We start from the raw sequence: 21,315 nt of genomic DNA on the forward strand, positions 1-21,315 counted from the left end.
TAACATAACTATTATTAAATAAATTATATTTAAATAATTCATATAATTTAATTTTCTATTTATAAAATTAGTTACCTCTTCAGAAGCATTAACTTTTAAATTAGTAATAATTAAAAAAAATATAAATAATAACAAAAATGATCCTATATCAATTATTTCTACTTCATTAATTAAATATAACCATTCATAACTTAAACCGGCTTGTTTAAAATAAAATATTAATATACCAAATAGATTTAAAAATATTAAAATAATTGGCATTACCCTTATATCTCTTAAATTCCTATATTCTGCCATGTCATATCCCCTTGTTGTCAGCATTAATTTAATTTTCTCTAAAATCATATTTCCCATATGGTAAATCTATTTCATGTCCATTTATCCAAATAGTATCATTATCAATCCAAACTAATGATGCACTATCAACATGATATTCATTATATATAAGCTTTTTACCCACTATTTTTCCCCCTTTTAAATAACACCTCACTGCCCAATCAACTGTTGCTCCTCCATCTATACGATAAGCCTCTATTTTATATTTTCCATCGCTTGATTCAGTTCTTGATATTAACTCTTTACTAGGAGCAAAAGACTCCTTTAAAAATATTATTCCTCCTATTAATATAGCTAATATAAGTAAAACCATTATAAATGCTATAGCAGATTGAATTTTAATATTTCTTATTTTTTTATTATCTTCACTCATATATTCCCCCATATTTACAATAATCTCATTCTCAAAATATATCCTCTACAATATAAATCTTATTTAAATTAGTATCTAAAATTACATATATTTTAGAGTTATCTTCTTGCTCATAATGATAGCATTTAAAATTAATCTTAAAATCTGGATAATACTTTTCTGCTATTTCTAGCTTTCTCAATATACTTATCATATTAATTCCTATACTACTATTTTTCTCTTGCCACTCTATTGTATTAATAATTTCATCTAAATTTTCATATTTAAATATAGAATATCTTTCTCCATCACCATTAAAACTTTTGCCATCATCTTTATAATAAATCTCTTCACAATTTCTTGGTAAATCCAAATTCCAATTCATATTAATTATATTATAATACCTATTTTGTTCTTTTGTTATTATTATTGATGATATTATCATAATAACTGTGATTACACCTACTATACCCACTAATTTACTATAACAATTCTTCTTTTTAAACAATATTCTTATTAAGAATATAATAAACAAAACTGTAAATATCATTATAATTAAAGTTGTAAATAACACAGTATTAATCCATAGCTCATATATTTCAAAATTCATTTGTAATAATTTAAATTCTACAAATAAATAAACTGATACCGTACTTAAAATTACTATTATAAAACTATTTATAATAAACTTATAATTATTTCTTATTTTTCACATTTTCCTTCTCTTAACTAAAACAATAATACCTAAAATTATTCCTATTGCTAAAAATAAATATCCTATAGGTATTAAAAAGAATGGCTCTTTTAATGTCCCATCTGCTAATACTTCACTTCCTATTACTCCTGATAATATAAAACATAAAATCCCAATTCCTAGCGGAACTATACTTATTAAATACTTTTTCATATGCTTATCTCCTTACCTAATTACCTTTTTATAATTCTTATTAACTATTTATTTTAGATAAAATAATCCAAACTAAGCTTTCATCAAAGCTTACATATACAAATTCAGCTTTTATATTATTAATTTTATCAAAATAAATATACTCCTTTAAATTTTGTTCTCTATCTTTCCATTTTTCTTTGTAATTATCTCCTAGTATTTGTTTTATTTCATTTATATAATTTAAATTTCTTTTATCATTTACAGAAATAACTGTTCTATTTTCATCAAATTTTCCAAACAAATAATTAATCTTATTGTTCTTTGAATCAATTATTATCTCTTCAAATTTGCACATATAATCCCCTAAAAATGTGTTACTTTCAGTATACTTATTTAAATTTATCTTTTTAATTGAACTTCCTATATTTAAATTATCAATAAATATGTTATTTAAATCTGTACTTTTAATATTAGCTATATTACTGCAACTTATAAACAACATTGCAGTAATAATAGTAGTTAAAATGACCATTATAACCCTTCTCATAATACCTTCTCCCCCCAAATATTATAATATTATTTAAAGCTTATTACTTATCCTCATCACTTCTATACTCTAAAATATCACCTGGCTGACAGTCTAAAGCCTTGCAAATAGCATCTAAAGTAGAAAATCTAATTGCTTTAGCCTTATTATTTTTAAGAATCGAAAGATTAGCCATAGTTATTCCTACTTTCTCTGAAAGTTCTGTCGCACTCATTTTTCTTTTTGCCATCATAACATCTAAATTTACAATAATCATTTAGCTTATCTCCTTAAATAGTTAAATCATTTTCTTCTTTTAGCTCTATTCCCTTTACTATAAGTTCTCTAATTACCGACGTAATCATGAATACCATTAATGTAGCAACAGTAACCACAACAAATACTAAGTTACGATACATAAATATAATATTTGCTAAGTAAATAAAAAATTCAATTAAAGAATAAATGCTTAATCTTTTTAATCTTTTTAATGTTTCTTTATTCAAATATGTGTCATTAAGTAAACTTTTAGACAACTTCATAACTTCAATCAATAAAAGAATAAATGGTATTGCTGTTATAAATAAAAAAGTACTCATAAATCTTGGCACCTCTAAATTTGTAAAATTTAAATAATATAGTTTAGTAATCCATGGTATGCTTATCCCTCCAATAACTGCAATACAAACGGATAAAACCGATATTATATATAACATTTTTCTAAATATATTATTTTTCATATATAATCACCTCATTGATATTTTATATTATTATCTTATATTAAGTCAATAACAATTTATTGTTTTTCAATAAATTATTATTGTTTTATAAACAATAAAAGAGGCTACTTTCGTAACCTCTTTATTAAATATTCATTTTACTTTTTATTATTTTTTCTTCAATTTCATCTTTAGTATTTTTACATTGTCTTGAAATATTAAGCAAAACCCCCATAGCAGCCATATTAAATACTAAAGATGTACCTCCATAACTTATGAAAGGTAAAGGTACTCCCGTAACTGGCATACTACCAGTAACAACCGCAATATTAATTATAGCTTGAACTGCAATTACTGATATTATTCCTGTTGCTAGAAGCTTACCATACCTATCTTTAGCTTTAGAAGCGACCTTTATCCCAGCTACTATTAACACTACAAAAATAGCAATTACAAAAATACAGCCTATAAGCCCTAATTCTTCACCTATTATTGCAAATATAAAATCATTATGAGGTTCTGGCATATATAAAGCCTTTTGTTTTGAATTTCCTAAACCTACACCAAATAATCCACCCGAACCTAAAGCATAAAGAGAATGTATTAACTGATACCCCTCATCATTAGCATATTTCCACGGATCTAAGAAACTAACAAATCTTTCTGTTCTATAATCTGAAGTAAAAATCCCTATAGTTCCAGCTACCGTACCAATTCCTATTAATGAAAATGCTTCTTTAAAACTCATACCTGATACAAAAATCATTATAAAAGCAACAAACATTATAATTGATGCAATACTCAAGTTATTTTCTTTATATACTAATCCAGCAAATATAACAGCAGAGCTCAAATAAACCAAAGGTATTTTCCAATTCTTTCCAACCTTTCCATACTTGTCAATAATCATTGCTAAGAAAAATACTATAACATATTTAGCAAGTTCTGATGGCTGAAATGAAACTCCTGCAATATTTAACCAACGTGTAGCTCCATTAATATTACTACCAACCAAAAGTACAGCTACTAAAGCAACTATGGTAACAGCATAAGCAGGAATTGTAAACTTTTTCCATACATGATAATCTATTAACATCATTCCTATTAAAGCCGCAATTCCAACCGGAACCCAAGTAAGTTCCTTCTTTAAAAAATAGAATACATCTTTATGCTTATATAATGCATCATAATAACTAGCTGAAAATACCATAATTATTCCTATTGCAACAAGTGCTAATACAGAATAGAGTATATATGGATTAACAGAGTTTAGCTTTTTTTTTCGTTTGAATTTTTTCTTACTCTTTCCTTTTTTTAATTTCTTTGTATTACTATTCATATTATCTTCTCCAGTATACAATATTTAATATTCAAATTCCTTTTTTAAAGTAATTGTAACTTTTGTTCCTTTTACAATCTTATTTCCACTAGTTATACTTTGAGAATAAACAATTCCTTCTCCTTCAAATTCATATTCCAATCCAAGGTTATCTAAAATAGAAGCTGCAAACTCTTTCGTACTACCTTTAAGATCTGGCATTATTATTTCTTTCCCTACTTGTCCATTATCTTTCGCTGTAATAGAAATAGTAGTTCCTTCTTTTACTGTTGAACCTGGATAAGAATCCATAGATACAATAGTTTTACCGTTTCCTTTAACTTCAGCCTCTAAATCATTTTCTTTTAATATTTCCTTTGCTTCTTCAATAGATTTTCCTCTTACGTCAGGAATTATTACATTTTTATAAATTGAAAATCTCTCTTTAGCAAGTGGTGAATCCATATATTTAAATACTTCTTCAAATAATTCCTTCATTAATGGTGCTGCTACTTCTCCTCCATAATAAGAACCATTACTTGGTTCATCTACAGCTATAAATACTGTTATCTGTGGATTTTCTACAGGTGCTAAAGCAACCATTGAAGATATATATTTATCCGTTGAATAAGTTCCTGTTGCAGGATCAACCTTTTGAGCTGTTCCTGTTTTCCCACCAACATTATACCCCTGTACAAAGGATCCATCTGGTCCATCCTTAGTCACGGTTCTTTCTAAATAGCTTCTAAGTAATGCTGTACTACTGTCAGACAATACATCTTTCTTTGTCGTAGGTTTTATTGTTTCATCAATTACTCTATTTCCACTTTCATCTTCATGAGAAATTTCTTTAACAATATGTGGCTGTATAAGATCTCCCCCATTTGCTATAGCATTGAAAGCAGCCATAAGTTGTAGTGTTGTAACTGTATTAGTTTGTCCAAATGATATTGTTGCTAAATCAATAGCAGAAACTGTATCAGATGATTTCACTATTCCAGATGCTTCACCTGGCAAATCAATACCTGTTGTTTTACCAAATCCTAACTTATATATATATTCATTTAACTTATCAATTCCAAGTCTCTCTCCTATCTCCATCATACCAACATTACAAGAGTTCTTTAAAACCTCACCTAATGTTTGCGTTCCATGTCCATCTCTTTTCCAACAATGAACTGTTGTATTTCCAAACTTCACTCCACCATTACAAGTAAATGTTTCATTATCGCTAACTAAACCTTCTTCTAAGGCTGCAACCATTGTTACTGTTTTAAATGTTGATCCTGGTTCAAAAGTATCACTTACTAACCAATTTCTCCACATATTTTGTATCTTATCATTATCTGTTTCTCCATCGAAAATTTCATAGCCTGAATATGGATCATTTGGATCATAATCCGGCTTATTTACCATAGCTAATATCTCACCATTATTTGGGTCCATAATAAGTACATGAACACCTTTAGCATTATGTTCTTCTAACCCCTTCTGTGCAACTTTTTCTGCTATATACTGTAAATTTTCATCTACTGTTGATATGATATCACTCCCATCTATAGGTGGAGTAAATTTATATGTGTCAAAAGGCAATCTATTTCCCCAGCTGTCATAAGCGCCTATTTTCATACCTGCAATTCCAGCTAAATAATCATCATATTGTAATTCTATACCAGTTAACCCTGTTCCTTCTGAATTAATTCCCCCTAATGCACTTGCTAAGAAATTTTCATTAGGATAATATCTCTTTACATCTCTAGAAACTATAAGTCCATATATACCTAAATCATCTGCACTATCTGCTACAGCCTTAGTAACACCTCTAACTAAAGGTGAATAACTGGCATCACTTCCATCTGAATTTTTTTTATTTAATGCTTTAAGAACTTCTTCAACTTCTACACCTGTTACATTTGAAATTTCAACTGCAATATCATTCATAGTTATTTTCTTTTCTTTTATGTGATTTCTAACAGAATCTAAATCAAAGTCTATTCTATAAACATTTGCTGAAGACACTAATACAGAACCGTTTCTATCTAATATATCCCCTCTAGTAGCTGTTACACTAATTTCCTTTTGCCACTCTGAATTTGCCTTTGCCTCTAATTCTCGTCCACTTACCAAAGTTAGCCATGCTAATCTCAATATAAGAAAAGCCAATAAACTAAATACCAAAACTGAAACAATAAATAATCTACTTTTATATCCAACTGTCTTTTTTTTCTTTTTATATTTTTTCTTTTTATATGTCATTTTTTTATCTCCTATCATAGTATTTATCTACTTACTAGCCGCTTTAACACTAGTATCTCTTTTTAGCTGGGAGATAACAATGTCCAAACAGCTAATTAATTTTCATTGGATATATTAATTTGAAACTAATCTGTTTAAAAAATCTTATTAAAGATCTAATATCTTACATAAATTATATTTTACTATATTTTTCTGTATATCAAAAGTCACTAACACTAAATATTATCTAATTTCTGATAAAATTTTATATAAATTTCACATACAAGAATGTATTTCCTCTTACTTTTACTATAATTCCTTACAAGCAGTTGATTTTATTTTCACAAACTAGAAAAAGTAGCCAAATACATCTAATTATTCTAGTGTACTTGACTACTTTTTTTATATATTATTTTGCATTTAACTTCTCTTTATCTATCTTGTTAAAAGTCTTACCAACAGCTACTGCAGTAACCATTGTACCATTAACATTTAACATTGTACGTCCCATATCTAATATAGGATCAATTGCTATTATTCCTCCAGCTAACGGGAAGTACGCTCCCATTCCCATACCTGATATAGCCACTGAAACTGCCATAGTAGCACTTCCTGGTAATCCTGCTATTCCTAATGAACCAATTACAATTATTACTATAAGCATTCCATAGAAACTTATATCCATTGTTGTTCCTGACATATTTGCTAATGTTACAGCCATTAATGCTGGATAAATGGCTGCACATCCATTCATTCCCATATTTGAACCTAAGCTTCCTACAAATGATGCTATTCCATTATCTACCCCAACTCCGTCAGTTAATGTTTCTATTGTAACTGGTAATGTACCTAAACTTGAACGAGATGTAAAGGCTAAAATTAATGGCTCCATAACCTTTTTTACATATTTAATTGGATTAATACCTAAAAATGCAATAATTACCAAATGTATGATAAACACAATAATAATACTTACATATAGAGCTACTATAAATCCAATAACTTCCTTTATAGCAGCTAATCCTCTACCTGCTATTGTATTTGCAAGTAATGCTACTACTGCATATGGCATTAATTTTATAACAGTCATTGCAATACTAGTAATTATTTTATAAGAAGCATTAACTAAATCAGTTACTGGCTTAATTACATCACTATACTTTTTATTTAATATTTTCATAGAATTTCCAATAAATGCAGCAAAGATTACTACTGCAACTACATTTCCTTCTGCCATTGCAGACACTGGATTTGATGGAAGCAATCCTCTTAAAGTATCTACTACTGGTGTTATTTCTCTTATTTCATTTGTACTTTCAACAACATTAGCTGAAACTCCTAATTTAAATAAGTTTCCTACTATAATAGCAACAATAGCTGCAATAGTAGTTGTTCCTAATAATATAAAAATTGACCTAGTTGTTAGCTTTCCAAGATTTTCTCCATCTTTCATATTAATAATAACTCTGATAATAGATACAAATATTAAAGGTACTACAAGCATCTTTAATAAATCCATAAATCCATATCCAACAAGTCCATACCACTTATTAACTTCACTAATCCATTGAACCTCACCTGGATTATTAGGAAATCCTGCTACTAATTGAATTATTAACCCTAAAACTAAACCTGAAATAGTAGAAACTATCATTCTAGTAGAAAATTTTATTTTCTTCTTAGCCATAATATTTACTCCAAATAATATAGCTACAAGAATAATAATAAATGCTATTGTCTTAAAGTTTGTTATCATTATAAAATTTGATAAAAAAGTACTATTCATACTATCCTCCTATATATTGATATATATCTATGTATATATTACATTAAATTCATTTCTTATACTAGTTAAAATTAGATATAATATATAATTTCTTCTTTTTCTTTTCTGTATTCATCAACAATATACTCTAATGTTATAGAATCAAAATAATCATTTATCTTATTATTTATTTCACTCCAAATAATTTTATTTACAAATCTCTCCATACAATTCTCTTCATCTTCATTTATATCTATAAGAAGAGATTCACCTTCTAATGCTCTTAAAACTTCTCCTACTGTAATTTCATTCGGATTTTTTGATAAAATATATCCTCCTTGAGCACCCTTTCTTCCTATTATCAAACCTGACTTTCTAAGCAATGAAAATATTTGTTCTAAATACCTTTCTGATATTTCTTGACGTTCTGATATAGCTTTTAAAGTTACACTTCCACATTCTGAATTAACTACTAAATCAATTAAAGCTCTAATTCCATATCTTCCCTTAGTCGAAATTTTCATAATCTCACCTACCTCCTTTTCTTTTCCCTACTATTCCTATCGGTATTGTGTTAATAATATATCTTTTTTATTCTATTGTCAATATATATAATAAAACAAAATAGATATATAAGAATTATCCTATATATCTATTTTGCTAAAAACTTATTTTATTATTTACTATTTAATATATCTAGTAATTCACTTGGTTTTTGAATTATATAATCGGCACCAGCTCTTTTTAATTCCTCTGCACCTCTAAAGCCCCATGCAACTCCTACTGATTCAACGCCTGCATTGGTAGCTGTGTTCATATCAACATCAGAATCTCCTACATATAGACATTCATTTCTATTTACTTTTAAATAATCAATTACTTCATAAACTGTTCTCGGATCAGGTTTTACAGCATGATTTGGCCTTTGTCCATATGTAATTTCAAAGTCATCTCCAAAATATTTTTTCACTACATCTCCTGCAAATTCATCAGGTTTATTAGATACAACAGCTAATTTTATCTCTTTTTCTTTTAAACATTGAATCATATCATTAATTCCTTCATAAGGCTTCGTATTATCAAGCATGTGCTCACCATAATATTCATCAAACAATGATAAAACTTTATTTATTACTTCTTTATTCTCTTTGCATTCTTCAGGTAATATACGTTGTATTAATATATATCTTCCACTACCAACAAACTTTACATAGTCTTTAACTTGATGATCTTTATATCCGCACCTTCTTAATGCAAAATTACACGCATTAGCTAAATCTTCCAATGTATCTAATAATGTTCCATCTAAATCAAATATTACTGCTTTAATCATTTCTTCTTCTCCCATACTATACTTTTATATTAAAATAATTTTCTATATAACTAAATTACAAAATAACACTTGTAACAAATTTATTATAACATAAGCCAATAATACTTTTAATATCATTGGCTTATGTTATAACTATTAATAATCTACTATATTGTGCTTCCATATCTATATTTGCTTTATTTCTTTTCTTTCACCTTTAAAATTGTTAATCTTATTTCTTCTGACAATTAACTCATTTTTAACTTCTTCCATATTAATATTTTTATCTGCCATTAATACTAATATATGATATGATAAGTCACAAATTTCATTAATTATTTCATTTTTATCATTTCCTTTAGCCGCAATAATTACCTCTGTGCATTCTTCTCCAACCTTTTTTAATATCTTATCGGTTCCATTTTTTAATAAATACTTAGTATAAGAACCTTCTTCTTCACTATTTTTTCTATTCTTTACTATTTCATACAATTCATCTAATACCATCCTATCCAATCCTCCTAAAAAAGCAACTTCTTTCACCTGTATGACAAGCCACACCATTTTGTTTTACCTTTATTAATAATGTATCCTTATCACAATCGCACCAAATTTCTTTTATTTCTTGAAAATTCCCTGATATAGCACCTTTATTCCATAATTCATTTCTGCTTCTACTATAAAACCAAGTTTGCTTTGTTGTTTTTGTCAGTTCAAAGCTTTCCTTTGTCATATATGCAAGCATTAATACTTCGCTACTATAGTAATCTTGAATTATGGTAGGTATAAGTCCTTGTCCCTTTTTAAAATCTAATACAATTTTATTATCCTTTAATTCACTTCCCATGATCCCCTCCAAATATTTATATTGTTCTAACTGCTATATTTTTTTCTTTTAGATATTTCTTAACTTCATTTATTGTAAGTTCATTATAATGAAATAATGATGCTGCTAATGCTGCATCTGCTCTTCCATCTTTTAATATATTTTTAAAATCTCCTAGACCTCCACACCCACCTGATGCTATCACTGGTACATTTATAATATCATTTACCTTTTTAGTTAATTCAATATCAAATCCATCCTTAGTTCCATCTGCATCCATAGAAGTAAGTAATATTTCACCAGCACCAAGTTTAACTCCTTCTTTTATCCATTCTAAGGCATCCATGCCTGTATCTATTCTTCCTCCATTTACAAATACATTCCACCCTGAATTATCAATTCTTCTTTTAACATCAACTGCTAATACTATACATTGACTTCCAAAGTATGTAGCACCTTCACTTATAAGATTTTTATTTTTTACTGCAGCAGAATTTAAACTTACTTTATCTGCTCCAGCTCTAAGAATTCTTCTTATATCATCAATGCTACTTATTCCACCTCCAACTGTAAATGGTATAAATATTTTTTCAGCAACTCTCTCTACTACTTTCTCCATTATTCCTCTCCCTTCATGAGTTGCCGTTATATCTAAGAAAACAAGCTCATCTGCTCCCTGCTTGTAATAATATTCACCTAATTGTACTGGATCTCCAATTTCTTTAATACCTATAAAATTTACACCCTTAACAACACTTCCATTTCTTACATCCAAACAAGGTATAATTCTTTTCGTATGCATATCATCCCCCCTTATTCATAGATATTTCACTCTATTTAACTACATAATTCTACAATTCTTTTCATCTCAATATTTCCTGAATATAATGCCTTTCCTATAATTACACCATATATATCTAAATCATTTAGCTTTTTAATATCATAATAATCTCTTACTCCACCTGATGCTGTAATATTTATTGATACATATTTTTTAAGCTGTTTCACCATAGATATGTTAGTACCTTCTAGAGTTCCATCCTTACTTATGTCAGTTAAAATTACATTTTTAACCCCTATCTTTTCCATCCTTACACAAAAATCTATATAATGAACATTACTTTCTTCAATCCATCCCTTAGTACATATATATCCCTTCTTACAATCAACCCCAACCGCAATCTTTTCTCCAAAATCTCTTACTAATCCTGCCACAAACTCTTCATCCTCTAAAGCGGCTGTACCTAAAATAACTCTACTAACTCCACTATTAATTAATTCATCAACCTCATCATAGTTTCTAATTCCTCCACCTACTTCAATTGGAATACTAAGCTCTTTAGCTAAGTTAACTATTATTTTTTTATTTACTAATTTTCCTTTCTTTGCTCCGTCTAAGTCCACTAAATGTATATACGTTGCTCCATTTTTTTCAAACTCTTTTGCTATATGAAGTATATCATTTCCAACAACTTCTTTCTTCTTATAATCACCCTGATATAGTCTAACAGCCTTTCCTCCAATAATATCTATTGCCGGTATTACAATCATTTTATTACCTCCCCAAAATTCTTAAGTATTTTAAGTCCTACTTCACCACTCTTTTCCGGATGAAACTGCGTTCCATAAACATTATCCTTACAAACAATTGAAGGTACCTTAATACCACCATAGTTTGAAAATCCTATTAAATTTTCATCCTTTACATGACTTGCTGCATAGCTATGAACGTAATATACAAATTTATTTTCTGACACTCCATTAAGTAAATTATTTTCTCTATTACACTCTAGCTTATTCCATCCTATATGTGGTATTTTTACATTTTCCTTTGGTTTTAATAATTCAACCTCTCCATCTATAAACCCTAATCCATCACATTCTCCGTTTTCGTAACCCTTTTTAAATATCATTTGCATGCCTAAACATATTCCTAATAATGGTGTTCCATTATTAACTTTTTCACTTATTACCTCTGTAAGTCCCATACTATTAATGTTATACATTGCTCTATTAAATGCCCCAACCCCTGGTAGAATTAATTTTTCTGCATTTTTTATTTCGGTTACTTGGTGTGATATCTTAGACGGGATATTTAAATACTTTAATGCATTATAAACATTTTTTAAATTTCCCATGCCGTAATCTACAATAACAATCATCTTAATATTCAACTCCTAACAGGTTTTCTTTTACTAACTATATACACCCCTTTGATGATGGTATTTCATTTGTTTCTATTTTAATAGCCTCTTTTAAAGCTTTGGCAAAGGCTTTAAAAATACCCTCAATTTTATGATGATCATTTTCTCCATATAAAACTTTTATATGAAGAGTTATTTCTGAATTAAATGCAAGCGCTCTAAAAAACTCTTGAACCATTTCTATAGAAAAACTCCCTATGCTTTCACGTTTAAAATCTGCTTCAAAATGTAAATATTCTCTTCCACTAATATCTATAGAAACCATTACTAAAGATTCATCCATAGGAATAAAAACTGTGCTATACCTCTTTATCCCTCTTTTATCACCCAATGCCACCTTTATACATTTCCCTATACATATTGCAGTATCTTCAACTAAGTGGTGATCACATACTTCTAAATCTCCCCTAGCTTCTAAATCAATATCTATATCACCATGAAATGATATTAATTCTAACATATGATTGAAAAAACCTATTTCAGTTTTAATATTATTAATTCCATCACCATCCAAATTAATACTTAAGTTTATATTAGTTTCCTTTGTCTCTCTTTTAATTTGTGATGTTCTCATTAAAATACCTCCTCACTACTCAATACTACACTTTCTATAACATTAACTACTAAATCATTTTCTAATGGTGATCCAACTGTTATTCTAAAACTATCATCCTGAAAATATCTGATTAATATGCCATTATTATCTAGTAATCTTTTTACCTCTTCTTTAATAACAGATCTTCCAAAAATAAAATTTGCTTTAGATTTATAAAACATTATTTTTTTATTACATCTTTCCTCTATATTTTTTAAATTTTTATATAACCTTTCCCTTTCATAAACTACTTCTTCTACATTTGCAAGAATTTTCTCTGGATGTCTTAATACATTAGCAGCAATAACTTGTGAAATTGTATTTAAATTATATGGAACTTTACTTTTACTTAATTCTTCTATCAAATCCTCATTAGCAATTAAGAAACCAACTCTTAAAGCAGCTAATCCCCATGCTTTGGATAAAGTTCTAGTTACAACTAAGTTTTTATACTTTTCTATATATGAAATCATACTTTGTCCATAAAACTCATAGTATGCTTCATCTACTACAACTAAACTTTCTTTAAATGAATCTAATATATATAATATATCTTCATTGCTTATTACATGGCCTGTTGGATTGTTGGGATTTGAAAATATAATTAACTTCGGAGATAATCTTTTACCAAAGTTAATCAACTTATTTACAGAAAAAGTTCCATCCTGTTCCGTACTATATTTTTTTATTACTCCATCACTAACAGATGTATAAAAATCATACATTGAAAAATCTGGATCTATTGTTAACACAACTTTTCTTCTAGTAATTTGTGAGCTTATAATTAGAGAAATCATTTCATCAGATCCATTTCCCACAATTAAGTTTTCCTTATTTACTCCTATAACTTTTCCATATACCTCTTTTAATTCATTACACTCATTATCTGGATATCTATTAAATTTAATATTACCTATCTCTTCAGCTATATCTCTTAATTCGTAATCACTTATATTTTTATAGCTTTCATTTGCATTTACTCTTATTCCTATATCTTTATTCACTACCTTGCTATAACTATTTATTTTCTTCATTTTCTAATCTTACCCTTATTGAATTTGCATGAGCAGTTAAACCTTCTTCATTAGCAAATCTAATTATTTTTTCTCCGTCTCTTTTTAATGCCTTTTGTGAATAATATAGGAATGATGACTTTTTAATAAATGTATCTACTGATAGAGGTGACGAAAACCTTGCTGTCCCTCCTGTTGGTAACACATGATTAGTTCCTCCGAAATAATCACCTATAGGTTCTGGAGTATATTCTCCTATAAATATAGAGCCTGCATTTTTTACCTCCTCTAAATATTCCATAGGTTTATCTACTAATAGTTCTAAATGCTCTGGTGCTATTAAATTTGCAAAGTCAATAGCTTCATTTATAGAACTACAAATTACTATTTTACCAAAATTCCTAAAAGAACTTTCTATTATCTTTTTTCTGCTCATTTTTTCAATTTGCAATTTAATTTCATTATTTACTTTTTCAGCTATTTCTTTAGAAGTTGTTACTAAAATTGAAGAAGCTAATTCATCATGCTCTGCTTGAGACATTAAGTCTGCAGCAATATATTTAGCATTAGCTTTTTCATCTGCAATAATTAAAATTTCACTTGGCCCAGCCACCATATCAATTCCAACATCTCCATATACTTGCCTTTTTGCCTCTGCTACAAAGGCATTTCCAGGCCCAACTATCATTGATACACTATCTATGCTTTCTGTACCATAGGTTAATGCTGCTATTGCCTGTGCTCCTCCTAACATATAAACAGTACTTATTCCACATAACTTTGCAGCAATTAATATATTTTTATTAACATGTCCACTTTTGTTGGGTGGTGTAACTAATACTATCTTTTCTACACCTGCAACCTTTGCTGGAATAGCATTCATTAATACGGATGATGGATAAGCTGCTTTTCCTCCCGGTACATATATAGCTACACTATCTACTGGAATTAATCTTTGTCCCATATATACTCCAAACTCTTTTTGATATATATAGCTTGTCTTTTTTTGTTTTTCATGATATTTCGTTATATTTTTAATACTTTCCTCTAATATATCAATAAAAGCCTTATTTCCTTCAATAAAATCCTTTTCTATTTCCTCTTCGTCAATTTTAAAATTCTCTAAATACACTTTATCAAAATCCAAAGTATATCTCCTTAAAGCCTTATCCCCAGAAGACTTTACATTTTCAATTATCTCTTCCACATTTTTTCTTATATTTAAAGTATTACTTCTCTTTTTTATACTTGATACAACATCACTGATATACTTATTATTTAATTCAATTATGTCTATCATATTGAATTGCCCCCTTTACTTCTATATAAAAACACTATTTATTGCATATTGCTCTAATTCTATCTACAATTTCATTTATTTCATTTCTTTTTAATTTAAAGCTAGATTTATTAACTATAATCCTTGAACTTATATCACATACTTCGTCAACAACAACTAATCCATTTTCTTTTAATGTTGTTCCTGTTTCCATTATATCTACTATTCCTTCACTTATCCCCAAGATAGGTGCAAGCTCTACTGAACCTTCAATTTTAATTATTTCAACATCCATTCCTTTACCTTCAAAATATTTTTTAGAAACGTTTGGATATTTGCTTCCTATTTTTATATGACCTATTCGATTAAATATATTAGCATCTGGCAATGTTGCAACTATGAACTTACATTTTCCAATACCTAAATCTAAAATTTCATAGTAGTTTTCTCCCTTTTCTAATATTGTATCTTTTCCTACTATAGCTAAGTCCGCGGCTCCATGCTCTACATAAGTTACAGCATCATTAGCTTTTACTAAAAAATATTTAATATCTTCTTTAGTATCTTTAAAAACTAGCTTTCTTCCTTTATCCTTTAATTCATCAACTCCAAATCCTGCTTCTTCAAATATTTTCATTGCATCTTTTTCAATTCTACCTTTTGTAAGTGCTATACTAATCACATTAAATCACCTACTTTTATTCTTTATATTTAATATCTATATATTCATTATTTCTTGTTTCCTTTATGGCATTCTTCAATACCGTTAAATAATCATTCTTATTTACAATTATATTTTTCTTCTTAATATTTTCATTGTAATTACAAGAATTAATTAATAAATTCACATCAACAGAAAATCCTATTGCTGAAACTTTTCTTCCAAAATTCTCTAATAACTCATCATATCTCCCTCCTCTTAATACTGTTGATCCAATTCCATTAACATGTCCTTTAAAAATAACACCTGAATAATAATTTAATCTAGGAACCATGCTCATATCTAGTGATATATACTTCTCATATCCTAATCCCACTAAGTTTAAAAATAACTTCTCTAAATATAATATATTTTCTTTAATTTCATCATTAAATGCTATTTTTTTAGCTTTTTCAATCATTTCACATCCACCAAAAATCCATGGTAAAGTCGTTAAAAACTCTTTATACTCCTCTTTTATTTCTAGATTTTCTAAATAACACTTTAAATTTATCAAACTCTTTTTATTAATAAGTTCAATTATATTTTCTTTGTGATTTTTTGATAAATCCATTGAATTAATAGCGGATTTTAAGATATTTACATTACCTATTTCTAATTTAAAACTTTCCTTTGTTTTTAAAGACTTTAACACTTCTAATGCTGTTATTAATACCTCTAAATCTATTTCTTCTCCTTCTCCACCTATTAACTCAATACCACAATCTAAATATTCATTTCTTTTTCCTTCTAAACTTTCATGTACTCTAAATACATTTGCCTTATAGAAAAGCTTTAAAGGTAAATTCATATCCTTTAATTTAGTATTTATCAGCCTTGCTACAGGCACTGTCATATCAGGTCTTAAGACTAAGATTCTTCCTTTTTTATCAAAAAATTTATACATCTCTTCTTCTCTTAAATTTTGAGTTTTATGTTTAAAAGTTTCATAATATTCTACAGTTGGTGTTGAAATTTCTTCATATCCCCACTTTTCAAATACCATTGTTATAATTTTAATAATTTCATTTCTTTTTTTACATTCATCTATTGTAAAATCTCTAGTTCCCTCAGGTACTATATTCTTAATTCGAACCCCCTCCTTTAGCAAATTAAAGTATTAAAGTTAATATTAATATACTCTCTTTGGTTTTATTTGTCAATTATTATTTTATCATACTGCTTTGTATTTTATTACCAAAATTTTATTATAAACTTTATTTTATTATCTATTTGTTTTTTATTATTGATTTTAATTGATACTTTCTTATATCAAACCTTATTTTATTGTATTGTTTATCTTCTTTAGCTTTATCATATTTTATTTAAATTCACTAGATTGAATATATAATACGGATAATTTAAATGTAGAATATTATCATCACTATTTATATATATATTTTTCCTATTTTTTGAAAATAAGTGTCTTTTTAGCTTGTTTACCTTCTTTTTTATAGGTTATTAAAAACTATTTTGCACAATATAATAGTGTAAAGTAAATACATGCTTTACAAAAATAAAATTATAAATTTAGGAGGGACTTTATATGGCACAAAAATTAGTACCTGAAGCAAAAAATGGTTTATCAAAATTTAAGACTGAAGTAGCAAATGAGATGGGAGTTCCTTTTACAGATTACAATGGAAATCTTACTTCAAAACAATGCGGTAGTGTTGGTGGCGAAATGGTTAAAAGAATGGTTCAACAATACGAACAAGGCATAAAATAAAATTAAATATTAAAAATAAGAAGAAACTTTTAATTAAAGTTTCTTCTTATTATGCATTTTTTATAAAATTTATAAAAATCAATATATATAATTGTTAATTTTTTAACTATCCTTATTTCATATTTACTATTTTTTTGTATTTTATCAATAATAATATTGTTTTTCTACAATATCTTACCCTATTTTCTTGTCATACCCTTTGATTATCAATTAATACTATGTTATTATATTTAAGGACTTAAATCACTATAAATTTCTACTAAAAATTTTCTATTTAATGCTTGAAAATTTCAAATTTTAGTGATATAGTTTAAATATGCCATTGTTAATTAATAATAATTATTACTTAATTATTATTTTTTAACATTAAATGACATTACTTATGTAATAATTTTAAGAAAAGAGGCGCTATGATGAGAGAAGAATGGAATGATTTCAAAACAGGTTCATGGACAAAAAGTGTTGACGTAAGAAACTTTATTCAAACTAACTACACTGCTTACGAAGGTGATGATAGTTTCTTAGCTGGAGCTACTGAAGCTACAACTAAACTTTGGGAAGAAGTTAGTGAATTATTCAAGAAAGAAAGAGAAAATGGTGGAGTTTTAGATGTAGATACAGAAACTATATCTGGAATCAACGAATATAACGCAGGTTATATTGACCAAGCTTTCGAAAAAATCGTTGGTGTACAAACTGATGCTCCATTAAAGAGAGCTGTAATGCCATACGGTGGTATCAGAATGGCTGAAAATGCTGCTAAAGCTTATGGATATGAAGTAAGCCCAAGAATTTCTGAAATATTCAGCAAATATAGAAAGACTCATAACCAAGGTGTTTTCGATGCTTATACTTCAGAAATGAGATTAGCTAGAAAATCTGGTGTTATCACTGGTCTTCCAGATGCTTACGGTAGAGGAAGAATCATAGGTGACTATAGAAGAGTTGCTTTATATGGTGTTGATAGATTAATTGAAGATAAAAACGCTCAAAAATTATCTTTAGAAGTTAAAACTATAGATGAAGATGTAATCAGATTAAGAGAAGAATTATCTGATCAAATCGTTGCATTAAAAGAATTAAAAGGACTAGCTGCTAGCTATGGATTTGATATATCTGGTCCAGCTAAAAACGCTAAAGAAGCTATCCAATGGTTATACTTTGGATTCTTAGGAGCTATTAAAGACCAAAACGGTGCTGCTATGTCTCTAGGAAGAACTTCTACTTTCTTAGATATCTACATTGAAAGAGATTTAAAAAATGGTGTTATAACTGAAGAAGAAGCTCAAGAATTAATGGATCACTTTGTAATGAAGTTAAGATTAGTTAAATTCTTAAGAACTCCAGAGTACAACGATTTATTCTCAGGAGATCCTACTTGGGTTACTGAATCAATTGGTGGTATGGGATTAGATGGTAGAACTTTAGTTACTAAGAACTCATTCAGAGTACTTAACACATTATATACTTTAGGGCCATCACCAGAACCAAACTTAACTGTTTTATGGTCAACTAGATTACCTCAAGGATTTAAAGATTTCTGTTCTAAGGTTTCTATTGATACATCTTCAGTTCAATACGAAAATGATGATTTAATGGCTCCATACTGGGGAGATGACTATGCTATCGCTTGTTGTGTATCTGCAATGAGAGTTGGTAAGCAAATGCAATTCTTCGGTGCTAGAGTTAACTTAGCTAAGACTTTACTTTACGCTATAAACGGTGGTAAAGATGAAAAGTACGGAATGCAAGTTGGACCTAAGACTGCTCCATTAACTAGTGAATACTTAGATTACAATGAAGTAATGGAAAGATTCGATGTTATGACTGATTGGTTAGCTAACCTTTACGTTAATACATTAAATGTTATCCACTACATGCATGATAAATATTCTTATGAAAAATTACAAATGGCTTTACATGATAGAGACGTATTCAGAACAATGGCTTGTGGTATAGCTGGTTTATCAGTTTGTGCTGACTCTATTTCTGCAATCAAATACGCTAAAGTTAAGCCAATAAGAAATGAAGAAGGTGTTGCTATCGACTTCGAAGTTGAAGGTGACTTCCCTAAATACGGAAACGACGATGATAGAGTTGACGAAATTGCTGCTTGGTTAGTTGAAAACATGATGAATAAGATCAGACAAAACAAGACTTACAGAAATGCTTACCATACTCAATCAGTATTAACAATCACTTCAAACGTTGTTTACGGTAAGAAGACTGGTACTACTCCATGTGGAAGAAAAGCTGGAGAACCATTTGCACCAGGAGCTAACCCAATGCACGGAAGAGACTGTAGCGGATCATTAGCATCATTAAACTCTGTTGCTAAGATACCTTACGAACATTCACAAGATGGTGTTTCTAATACATTCTCAATCGTTCCAGATGCATTAGGAAAAACACCTGAAAACAGAATCCACAACTTAGGTACTATGATGGATGGATACTTCTCACAAGGTGCTCAACACTTAAACGTAAATGTATTTAATAGAGAAACTTTATTAGATGCTATGGAACACCCAGAAGAATATCCACAATTAACTATCAGAGTTTCTGGATATGCTGTTAACTTCATTAAATTAACAAGAGAACAACAATTAGACGTTATAAACAGAACATTCCACAAATCAATGTAATTTGTTTATAATAATAAATAGAGCTTATTGCATTTGCAATAAGCTCTTATTTTATTATCATAAAAATTATATGTTTATTGTAACTTCCTCTATTCTAACAGTTTTTACCTCTATTTTTATTATCATATTTACATTTAACTTCCTGTAACTCTTAATTGGTTTACTACTTATTTCAAAAATATTAATATTATTATTTTTTTGTTCTTCATATGGATATCTTACCTTATTATAAAATCTATAATTAATCATTTTATTTCTAATTGGCTCTTCTATTTCTTCTTCTTCTATTTCTGCAGAAACATATGCGTTTATAATTTTAACTAAATCTTTATTTGAAATAATATTATCATTCTCTTTAATAGGACTTATATCTATAATACCATTAAGGGGTATTCTCTTTGTTTTATGTTTTAATTCTCCATTTAAAGTTACAATTCCTTTTTCATCTATCAATCCTAATCCACTATCTATAGTTTCATATACTACACTTTTATAAACCCACGAATTAAACAAAACCTTATTATCAGCAATAATAATTGTTTTATATACATCTACTGTTGTACTAGATGACTCTATTTTCCAAAATGGATAATCTCTAAATTCAAAATCAACTTCTATATAAAACTCCCCCATACCTTTTCCTGTAACAATTCTTTCTTGTATAACTCTAGTATTATCTATATTTGTTATTTTTCTTTTTTCTTCTCCTTCATTCATACTATATCCTCTAACTTCTACTCTTTATATATAGTATGTTTTTTTTTGAAATTTGTTATAAAAAAAGGTTCTACTATTTGATATGCTCCCTTTATAGTAGACAGTTTAAATAATAAAACTGTAACTATAGAGGGAGCATTTTATTATGGGAAGAA

25 protein-coding genes are annotated in these 21,315 nt (G+C 28.1%); 2 read left to right on the forward strand and 23 right to left on the reverse strand.

The genetic code is table 11. The features are described 5' to 3' along the window. The 22 genes from I4V51_RS17555 to hisZ form a co-directional block, all read right to left on the reverse strand. The coding region (locus I4V51_RS17555; protein ID WP_195989731.1) for a hypothetical protein at window positions 1-297 on the reverse strand (297 nt) is incomplete at its 3' end. A gap of 28 nt (window positions 298-325) precedes the next feature. Continuing rightward, the gene (locus I4V51_RS17560; protein ID WP_195989732.1) at window positions 326-709 is read right to left on the reverse strand and encodes a DUF5412 family protein; all 384 of its coding nucleotides are present in this window, start codon (window positions 707-709) and stop codon (window positions 326-328) included. A 31-nt stretch (window positions 710-740) separates the two neighbouring features. Beyond that, a complete protein-coding gene (locus I4V51_RS17565; RefSeq protein ID WP_195989733.1) occupies window positions 741-1,262 on the reverse strand; it encodes a hypothetical protein in 522 nt (173 codons plus the stop codon). Window positions 1,263-1,397: 135 nt separating this feature from the next. After that, on the reverse strand, window positions 1,398-1,595 hold the full coding sequence (locus tag I4V51_RS17570) for a DUF3955 domain-containing protein (protein WP_195989734.1): 198 nt from the start codon (window positions 1,593-1,595) through the stop codon (window positions 1,398-1,400). Window positions 1,596-1,635: 40 nt separating this feature from the next. Beyond that, a complete protein-coding gene (locus I4V51_RS17575) occupies window positions 1,636-2,124 on the reverse strand; it encodes a hypothetical protein (RefSeq protein WP_195989735.1) in 489 nt (162 codons plus the stop codon). 43 nt (window positions 2,125-2,167) lie between these two features. Further along, window positions 2,168-2,380, reverse strand: a complete 213-nt coding sequence (locus I4V51_RS17580) for a helix-turn-helix transcriptional regulator (protein ID WP_195989736.1) — start codon at window positions 2,378-2,380, stop codon at window positions 2,168-2,170. A 13-nt stretch (window positions 2,381-2,393) separates the two neighbouring features. Beyond that, window positions 2,394-2,843: a DUF2975 domain-containing protein gene (locus I4V51_RS17585; RefSeq protein WP_195989737.1), complete on the reverse strand. Its 450-nt coding sequence runs from the start codon at window positions 2,841-2,843 to the stop codon at window positions 2,394-2,396. A 124-nt stretch (window positions 2,844-2,967) separates the two neighbouring features. After that, window positions 2,968-4,161: a putative lipid II flippase FtsW gene (ftsW, locus tag I4V51_RS17590; protein ID WP_195989738.1), complete on the reverse strand. Its 1,194-nt coding sequence runs from the start codon at window positions 4,159-4,161 to the stop codon at window positions 2,968-2,970. Between the two features lie 24 nt (window positions 4,162-4,185). Further along, on the reverse strand, window positions 4,186-6,396 hold the full coding sequence (locus tag I4V51_RS17595; RefSeq protein ID WP_195989739.1) for a stage V sporulation protein D: 2,211 nt from the start codon (window positions 6,394-6,396) through the stop codon (window positions 4,186-4,188). A 388-nt stretch (window positions 6,397-6,784) separates the two neighbouring features. Further along, window positions 6,785-8,161, reverse strand: a complete 1,377-nt coding sequence (locus tag I4V51_RS17600) for a cation:dicarboxylase symporter family transporter (protein ID WP_195989740.1) — start codon at window positions 8,159-8,161, stop codon at window positions 6,785-6,787. 71 nt (window positions 8,162-8,232) lie between these two features. Then, on the reverse strand, window positions 8,233-8,664 hold the full coding sequence (locus I4V51_RS17605) for an Rrf2 family transcriptional regulator (RefSeq protein ID WP_195989741.1): 432 nt from the start codon (window positions 8,662-8,664) through the stop codon (window positions 8,233-8,235). 152 nt (window positions 8,665-8,816) lie between these two features. Beyond that, on the reverse strand, window positions 8,817-9,473 hold the full coding sequence (locus I4V51_RS17610) for an HAD family hydrolase (protein WP_195989742.1): 657 nt from the start codon (window positions 9,471-9,473) through the stop codon (window positions 8,817-8,819). Between the two features lie 165 nt (window positions 9,474-9,638). After that, complete coding sequence (gene hisE / locus I4V51_RS17615; protein WP_195989743.1) at window positions 9,639-9,959, reverse strand: phosphoribosyl-ATP diphosphatase; 321 nt, start codon at window positions 9,957-9,959, stop codon at window positions 9,639-9,641. A gap of 1 nt (window position 9,960) precedes the next feature. Further along, window positions 9,961-10,299 (reverse strand): phosphoribosyl-AMP cyclohydrolase, encoded by a 339-nt coding sequence (hisI, locus tag I4V51_RS17620; protein ID WP_195989744.1) that lies wholly within the window; start codon window positions 10,297-10,299, stop codon window positions 9,961-9,963. A 16-nt stretch (window positions 10,300-10,315) separates the two neighbouring features. Next, window positions 10,316-11,080: an imidazole glycerol phosphate synthase subunit HisF gene (gene hisF, locus I4V51_RS17625; protein WP_195989745.1), complete on the reverse strand. Its 765-nt coding sequence runs from the start codon at window positions 11,078-11,080 to the stop codon at window positions 10,316-10,318. A 35-nt stretch (window positions 11,081-11,115) separates the two neighbouring features. Further along, a complete protein-coding gene (gene hisA / locus I4V51_RS17630; RefSeq protein WP_195989746.1) occupies window positions 11,116-11,829 on the reverse strand; it encodes a 1-(5-phosphoribosyl)-5-[(5-phosphoribosylamino)methylideneamino]imidazole-4-carboxamide isomerase in 714 nt (237 codons plus the stop codon). Then, window positions 11,826-12,440, reverse strand: coding sequence for an imidazole glycerol phosphate synthase subunit HisH (gene hisH, locus I4V51_RS17635; protein WP_195989747.1), 615 nt, complete (start codon window positions 12,438-12,440; stop codon window positions 11,826-11,828). Before hisH ends, hisA begins: the two co-directional genes overlap by 4 nt. Window positions 12,441-12,477: 37 nt before the next feature. Continuing rightward, complete coding sequence (gene hisB, locus I4V51_RS17640; protein ID WP_347708672.1) at window positions 12,478-13,062, reverse strand: imidazoleglycerol-phosphate dehydratase HisB; 585 nt, start codon at window positions 13,060-13,062, stop codon at window positions 12,478-12,480. After that, complete coding sequence (gene hisC, locus I4V51_RS17645; protein ID WP_195989749.1) at window positions 13,056-14,111, reverse strand: histidinol-phosphate transaminase; 1,056 nt, start codon at window positions 14,109-14,111, stop codon at window positions 13,056-13,058. The genes hisB and hisC overlap by 7 nt, the downstream gene beginning before the upstream one ends. Continuing rightward, window positions 14,095-15,390 carry a histidinol dehydrogenase gene (gene hisD / locus I4V51_RS17650; protein WP_195989750.1) on the reverse strand — a complete coding sequence of 432 codons (1,296 nt, stop codon included), beginning with the start codon at window positions 15,388-15,390 and terminating at the stop codon, window positions 14,095-14,097. Before hisD ends, hisC begins: the two co-directional genes overlap by 17 nt. Before the next feature lie 34 nt (window positions 15,391-15,424). Continuing rightward, on the reverse strand, window positions 15,425-16,051 hold the full coding sequence (gene hisG / locus I4V51_RS17655) for an ATP phosphoribosyltransferase (RefSeq protein ID WP_347708671.1): 627 nt from the start codon (window positions 16,049-16,051) through the stop codon (window positions 15,425-15,427). Between the two features lie 16 nt (window positions 16,052-16,067). Next, complete coding sequence (gene hisZ, locus I4V51_RS17660) at window positions 16,068-17,180, reverse strand: ATP phosphoribosyltransferase regulatory subunit (RefSeq protein ID WP_195989751.1); 1,113 nt, start codon at window positions 17,178-17,180, stop codon at window positions 16,068-16,070. A 435-nt stretch (window positions 17,181-17,615) separates the two neighbouring features. On the opposite strand from hisZ, the gene I4V51_RS17665 reads away from it, so the two are divergent. After that, on the forward strand, window positions 17,616-17,798 hold the full coding sequence (locus tag I4V51_RS17665; protein WP_195989752.1) for an alpha/beta-type small acid-soluble spore protein: 183 nt from the start codon (window positions 17,616-17,618) through the stop codon (window positions 17,796-17,798). 413 nt (window positions 17,799-18,211) lie between these two features. Next, window positions 18,212-20,443, forward strand: coding sequence for a formate C-acetyltransferase (gene pflB, locus I4V51_RS17670; protein WP_195989755.1), 2,232 nt, complete (start codon window positions 18,212-18,214; stop codon window positions 20,441-20,443). Window positions 20,444-20,509: 66 nt separating this feature from the next. Here pflB and I4V51_RS17675 read toward each other — a convergent pair whose 3' ends face one another. Further along, window positions 20,510-21,160, reverse strand: a complete 651-nt coding sequence (locus tag I4V51_RS17675; RefSeq protein WP_195989753.1) for a hypothetical protein — start codon at window positions 21,158-21,160, stop codon at window positions 20,510-20,512. Window positions 21,161-21,315 lie beyond the last annotated feature (155 nt).

This window comes from Clostridium sp. D53t1_180928_C8 (assembly GCF_015667795.1).
Classification (GTDB): Bacteria; Bacillota; Clostridia; order Clostridiales; family Clostridiaceae; genus Clostridium.

Excerpts from the sequence above, each read along its gene's own strand:
- I4V51_RS17575 (WP_195989735.1), bottom strand. The coding sequence starts at position 2,124 with ATGAGAAGGGTTATAATGGTCATTTTAACTACTATTATTACTGCAATG.
- I4V51_RS17610 (WP_195989742.1), bottom strand. The coding sequence starts at position 9,473 with ATGATTAAAGCAGTAATATTTGATTTAGATGGAACATTATTAGATACA.
- hisH (WP_195989747.1), bottom strand. The coding sequence starts at position 12,440 with ATGATTGTTATTGTAGATTACGGCATGGGAAATTTAAAAAATGTTTAT.
- hisF (WP_195989745.1), bottom strand. The coding sequence starts at position 11,080 with ATGCATACGAAAAGAATTATACCTTGTTTGGATGTAAGAAATGGAAGT.
- I4V51_RS17560 (WP_195989732.1), bottom strand. The coding sequence starts at position 709 with ATGAGTGAAGATAATAAAAAAATAAGAAATATTAAAATTCAATCTGCT.
- I4V51_RS17665 (WP_195989752.1), top strand. The coding sequence starts at position 17,616 with ATGGCACAAAAATTAGTACCTGAAGCAAAAAATGGTTTATCAAAATTT.
- hisD (WP_195989750.1), bottom strand. The coding sequence starts at position 15,390 with ATGATAGACATAATTGAATTAAATAATAAGTATATCAGTGATGTTGTA.
- ftsW (WP_195989738.1), bottom strand. The coding sequence starts at position 4,161 with ATGAATAGTAATACAAAGAAATTAAAAAAAGGAAAGAGTAAGAAAAAA.
- I4V51_RS17595 (WP_195989739.1), bottom strand. The coding sequence starts at position 6,396 with ATGACATATAAAAAGAAAAAATATAAAAAGAAAAAAAAGACAGTTGGA.
- pflB (WP_195989755.1), top strand. The coding sequence starts at position 18,212 with ATGAGAGAAGAATGGAATGATTTCAAAACAGGTTCATGGACAAAAAGT.
- I4V51_RS17605 (WP_195989741.1), bottom strand. The coding sequence starts at position 8,664 with ATGAAAATTTCGACTAAGGGAAGATATGGAATTAGAGCTTTAATTGAT.
- I4V51_RS17580 (WP_195989736.1), bottom strand. The coding sequence starts at position 2,380 with ATGATTATTGTAAATTTAGATGTTATGATGGCAAAAAGAAAAATGAGT.
- I4V51_RS17675 (WP_195989753.1), bottom strand. The coding sequence starts at position 21,160 with ATGAATGAAGGAGAAGAAAAAAGAAAAATAACAAATATAGATAATACT.
- I4V51_RS17570 (WP_195989734.1), bottom strand. The coding sequence starts at position 1,595 with ATGAAAAAGTATTTAATAAGTATAGTTCCGCTAGGAATTGGGATTTTA.
- I4V51_RS17600 (WP_195989740.1), bottom strand. The coding sequence starts at position 8,161 with ATGAATAGTACTTTTTTATCAAATTTTATAATGATAACAAACTTTAAG.
- hisC (WP_195989749.1), bottom strand. The coding sequence starts at position 14,111 with ATGAAGAAAATAAATAGTTATAGCAAGGTAGTGAATAAAGATATAGGA.
- I4V51_RS17585 (WP_195989737.1), bottom strand. The coding sequence starts at position 2,843 with ATGAAAAATAATATATTTAGAAAAATGTTATATATAATATCGGTTTTA.
- hisE (WP_195989743.1), bottom strand. The coding sequence starts at position 9,959 with ATGGTATTAGATGAATTGTATGAAATAGTAAAGAATAGAAAAAATAGT.
- hisA (WP_195989746.1), bottom strand. The coding sequence starts at position 11,829 with ATGATTGTAATACCGGCAATAGATATTATTGGAGGAAAGGCTGTTAGA.
- hisI (WP_195989744.1), bottom strand. The coding sequence starts at position 10,299 with ATGGGAAGTGAATTAAAGGATAATAAAATTGTATTAGATTTTAAAAAG.